This is a genomic window from Bradyrhizobium uaiense, assembly GCF_010811875.1.
Classification (GTDB): domain Bacteria; phylum Pseudomonadota; class Alphaproteobacteria; order Rhizobiales; family Xanthobacteraceae; genus Bradyrhizobium; species Bradyrhizobium uaiense.
In genome coordinates, this window is record NZ_VKHP01000400.1 from 1 (window position 1) to 4,742 (window position 4,742).

General features: G+C 65.6%; 5 protein-coding genes. 2 read left to right on the forward strand and 3 right to left on the reverse strand.

Features of this window, described 5'->3' with window-relative positions; genetic code table 11:
* Positions 1-628: NIPSNAP family protein (locus FNJ47_RS44590; RefSeq protein ID WP_206685405.1), on the forward strand; the 628-nt coding region annotated here is incomplete at its 5' end.
* A gap of 332 nt (positions 629-960) precedes the next feature.
* On the opposite strand, the gene FNJ47_RS44595 is transcribed toward FNJ47_RS44590, so the two are convergent.
* Positions 961-1,794 carry a transglutaminase domain-containing protein gene (locus FNJ47_RS44595; protein WP_163162945.1) on the reverse strand — a complete coding sequence of 278 codons (834 nt, stop codon included), beginning with the start codon at positions 1,792-1,794 and terminating at the stop codon, positions 961-963.
* 82 nt (positions 1,795-1,876) lie between these two features.
* Positions 1,877-3,061 carry a GNAT family N-acetyltransferase gene (locus FNJ47_RS44600; protein WP_163162946.1) on the reverse strand — a complete coding sequence of 395 codons (1,185 nt, stop codon included), beginning with the start codon at positions 3,059-3,061 and terminating at the stop codon, positions 1,877-1,879.
* 328 nt (positions 3,062-3,389) lie between these two features.
* On the opposite strand from FNJ47_RS44600, the gene FNJ47_RS44605 reads away from it, so the two are divergent.
* Positions 3,390-4,139 carry an SDR family NAD(P)-dependent oxidoreductase gene (locus tag FNJ47_RS44605; RefSeq protein ID WP_163162948.1) on the forward strand — a complete coding sequence of 250 codons (750 nt, stop codon included), beginning with the start codon at positions 3,390-3,392 and terminating at the stop codon, positions 4,137-4,139.
* Positions 4,140-4,191: 52 nt separating this feature from the next.
* On the opposite strand, the gene FNJ47_RS44610 is transcribed toward FNJ47_RS44605, so the two are convergent.
* Positions 4,192-4,623 (reverse strand): hypothetical protein, encoded by a 432-nt coding sequence (locus tag FNJ47_RS44610; RefSeq protein WP_347341812.1) that lies wholly within the window; start codon positions 4,621-4,623, stop codon positions 4,192-4,194.
* Positions 4,624-4,742: the final 119 nt, after the last annotated feature.

The window sequence follows — 4,742 nt, forward strand, 5'->3', positions numbered from 1 at the left end:
GCTGCGCACCTACACGGTACGTCCAGGCACCGTCGGCGAGATGGTGAAGGCCGCGAGCACGATCTCGCGCGACATCCGCGCCGACAATTTCGGCAAGCTGGAAGGTTACTGGATCACCGAGATCGGTCCGCTCAATCAGGTCATGCACATGTGGAGCTACGCCGACCTCAATGAGCGGACCCGGCTGCGTGCGGAGCTTTCCAGGAATCCGCGCTGGACCGGCGAGTACATCCCGGCGATCCGTCCGCTGCTGGTGCGCCAGGAGGTCCGGCTGCTCAATGCGATCATTGCGCCGGTGGCGCCGGCCACCAAGGGCAACATCTACGAATTCCGCAACTATCGCGCCAAGCCGCTCGGCGGCGTCAAGCAATGGCTCGATCTGTTCACGGGCGTGATGCCGGAGCGCGAGAAATACTCCAAGATCGTCGGCCTCTGGCACACCGATGCAGGACAGCCCAACGAGGTCTGTCACATCTGGGCCTATCCCGATCTCAACGCCCGGGCTGCTGCGCGCGGCGGCGCGATGAAGGATCCAGCCTGGCTGGAATTCCTCGGCAAGGGCACGCAGCTGCTCGAGGAAATGCACTCGACCATCATGCTGCCGGCGCCGCATTCGCCGTTGCAGTAGCGACCATATTCGCGCCTCGGGGAGCCTCGTTTCTGGTCCGCCGAGCGTACGAAGCGGCCGCCGGCCATGGCCTCGCGGAGCGCGCCTGCAGAAAGCCTCACCCGATGCTTCCACCGGATGAGGCTTTCCAGGCAAGGGCATGCGCCGTCTGAGAAACAGCGCGCCGCAACGCTATTGAGCCTAGCTGACACCAACCTGACGGTGGAGGCTGTTTGTTTCTTGATGTGTCTGCATGGCTACGAAAAGGTAAACCATCGGCCGCGGCGAACTCGGCCGTCTCGAATCCGCTCGGGAGTCCGAGCACGCGGCACAGGTCGCATCCGCTCGGTCGGTTACGAAAGCCAGGGCGGCATCAGATTGCGCGATGCCGCCTCATCCAGCACGGCAAATTGGTGCGAGCCATTCTCGAACGTCGTGACCAGATCCGCCAGCCGGTCGAGCTCGGCGAGGACGTCGACCTTCAACACCTTGCTCGCCGGCACAGCATCACGCCAGCTGTCCCAGGCCGATATTTGCCGGTTCGTGAGCGACAGCAGGTCACGGTAGACGTTGACGTGAAGAAACCACAGACCGGCGCTTGCGCCATGCCCGAAGGCTCCGGCAGCAACCGCATTGCATCGTGCCAGCCGCCAGGCCTGCGAAGCCGTCAGAAACGCTTCGCGCGGCAGGTTCGCGCTGTCGAACGGGATCCGCAGCTGATCGATCTGCATCGCGTCGAGCTGTGCATCGGCCTGCAGCCAGCGCTTGTCGCCCGGTGACCAATATTCGCAGATCCAATGGTCGTGATAGATGTCGTCGCCGATGTAAGTAGCGAAGCCGCCGCGGACCCGCGCCGGGATCGATCGGCTTCGGAGCATGCTGCACAGCAGGAGTGCGTAGTCGCGACACGTGCCGAACGTGCGGCTGCGCGGCGCGCGTGCCGCGGTGAGCGAGCCGGCGAATGCCTCCTGGATCAGCTTCAATCGATCTGCGACCGGTCGGGTTTGCCTGACCATCGGGATATCGGGCGGGACGCCGTAACGTTCCGCCCATGCGACGTGGACGATCAGTCCCGAGACAACCTCGCACAGTCCGGAGACCGTCTCGGGCAAATCATCATATGCCCCGGCCAGCGCGCCGGGGTCGGTCAACGCGTCCTGCCGGAGGTAGAGTTCCTGGATCGTCATGTTTGCGCCGGGTCACGACATCATCGGCTCGAAGCCGTCAGGCGCAGCCTATCGTTCCGCGCGAGCTCGTGTAAGGACCGTGCTATCCCCGCTTGCTGCGCCGGCTGCGGATGAAGCCGACGGCGCCGCGGGCGGCTTCGTAAGCGAGATTGTTCAGGCTCAGCGCGGCGTGAATGGCCGGGACCAGCGGATCGCGCCGCCGCAGCGGCAGCAGCAGGTCGCCGATCGCGAAGCGGCCGCGCCAGATCGGGTCGATCATGGGGTGGCCGGGCGCCGCGGTGGAATCGGCCGAATTGATCGCGGGATCGGCGCAGAGATGGCGTGTCAGCTCCAACGTCAATTGCGCGCCGGGCGAATGCTTCGCAAAGCGCTCGTCGATGCCGATCTTGAAGAAGAACGCACGGTCCTGATGGCGCACCACGATGCCGCCTGCGACCGGCGTGCCGCCGGCATGCAGCGTGACGATCTCGCAGCGCCCGGCTTCGGCCAGGGCCGATGTCGCGCGTCGGATGAAGGTTTGGTCGCCGGCATGCTGGCTGAGCGCCGTGCCGCGCTGGCCCTTCCAGCCGGCGACTTCGAGGGCAAGGAAAGTCTCGAGCGCTGCGGCCACCGCGTCCGGCGTGCGCGCAACTTCGAAGCGCACCGCACCATGGTCGGACAGGCGATGACGCTGGCGACGAAGCTCCTTCAGCTTCTTGGGCCCGAGTGCGTCGCGCAGCAATTCATCGGCGTCGCGCGTCGCATCGAGCTGAGCGCGCTGATAGGCGCTCAGCACCCGCGGCTGCAAACCGTCGCGCGAGAGCACCGCGCGGATCGCCGCCATGGCGGGACCCTCGAGCGAGGTGGTGCGCAGGATCAGTGCATGCGCGCCGGCATTGCGTGCCTGCTGCAACATCTTGCCGGCCGCTTGCTCGGCGGCGTCGCGGTCGAGCAGCGGCGTGCACAGCGTGCCATAGGGTTCGGCGCCGACCAGCGCGGGCAGGGGGATCCGATAGATCCGCCGCAGCGGAGCCACCGGCAACAGCCCGATCAATTGCCCGGCATCGCCGGTGGCGCTGAGCAGCGCCGCGCCGGTGCGGTCGCGCGCGGAGGCATCGACCGCCAATTCCCAGTCGGGCTGATAATAGCCATTGGCCTCGATCGCGCGCTCGGCAAGCGCACGCCACGCGCCGACCGGCGCGGCTGACAGCGGCGGCAACGCGCGATCGTCCGTGGCATCGTTGCGCGATGCACGGCGGATCATTGCCTGGTCAGCAATATCGGCCACGTCCCTGTTTCCCCGGTCCGCGAGGCAAATCAGCCTGCGTTCGTCAGGGGCAACGTAGCGGAGAGAGATGGAAAATGCCGTTGAGGCCATCAAGCAATTTGGGCGGTCATGTTAACGCGCCGTTCAGCATATGGCGGACGACGCGATCGCACGTTCGCGGTGACCGACCAGCCCATCAGTCGCGTCAAGAACGCACCTCCCGGAACGCCAGTTATCCGGATCATTTTTGCACCACCGGTGTGCGCAGGTGCGCACTGATCGGCCGATGCGGGCGCGCCTAGCTGCAAGGTTCCCGGACGATCCGGGCGCGCAACTCAAAGGAATTAACATGTCGAGATTGGAAGGCAAGGTCGCGGTGATCAGCGGCGGCAACAGCGGCATCGGGCTCGCCATCGCGCAGCGCTACGTGAAGGAGGGCGCGCACGTGTTCATCTTCGGCCGTCGCCAGGACGCGCTCGACAAGGCGGCGAAGCTGATCGGCGGTGGCGTCACCGCAATCCAGGCGGATGCGTCCAGGCTCGATGATCTCGACCGTGTCGCCGGGACGGTTCGCAAGGCGAAGGGCAGGGTGGACGTCGTCGTATCCAACGCCGGCTTCACCGAACAAGTGCCGCTACGTGAGATCACGGAGGAGCACTACGACCGCACGTTCAACCTGATGGCCAAGGGGCCGCTGTTCCTGGTGCAGAAGATGCTGCCGATGATGACTGGCGGTGGATCGATCATCCTGGTGTCCTCGGCCATGCACTATATGGGCCTGGCGAACCACTCGACCTATGCCGCCACCAAGGCAGCGGTGCGTTCGTATGTCCGGACCTGGGCGGCCGAGTTCAAGGACAGCGGCATCCGCGCCAACCTGCTCAGCCCCGGTCCGGTCGACACGCCGATCATGGACTCCCAGGCGTCGACGCCCGAGCAAGCCGCCGCGATCCGCAAGATGTATTCCAACTACACGCCGATGCTGCGGATCGGCCGTCCCGAGGAATTGGCGGCGGCGGCCGTCTTCCTGGCCTCGGACGAGAGCTCGTTCATGACCGGCTCCGACATGGTCGTCGACGGCGGCGTCAGCAACGTCTGACCTGCCATGACATGCGCCATCAGGCTTGGCCGGCGCATGTCGACGTCTCAGCCTAAGGCTTGGCGTTTCGTTGCGCTTCCGCCGTAACGGCACCCTCGACCGGCTCGTAAGTTTCGGTCACGCAATTGTCGTCGGTTTCCACCTGCCGGCGATCGAAGATCGCGCCTTCATGGATGAAGACGCGATAGGTCTGCGTCCCGAGCGGCTTGCCGATGACGGATGTCAGTTCGGCGCGCACACAGGCCGTCCAGCCGGTGCCGCGTGGGTCGTGCAGCGGGGTGGACACCCGAACATGGGCCGGCTGCGAGCCGGCGGTGAACACCGAGTCCAATTTGCTCGCGACCAGCCGTTTGACATCCGGAGGCGTCTCGAGCGGCGCCGGCTCGGTGGCCTTGACCTTCAACGCTTCCGGCCATACCGCGTGGCTGTCCGCCAGCCCGCAGCCACTCAACATGAAGGCGGCGCCGGCCAGCAGCGCCGCCACTTGTACTTGTCCCTGTCCCATTCAGCGCATTTAATGTGCCGCCGCCAAGATTGCGCCCCCTCGCAGTGCTGAATTTGCGCCACGCGCCGCTTTGTCGATCAACAAATGTCGAGCGGCAA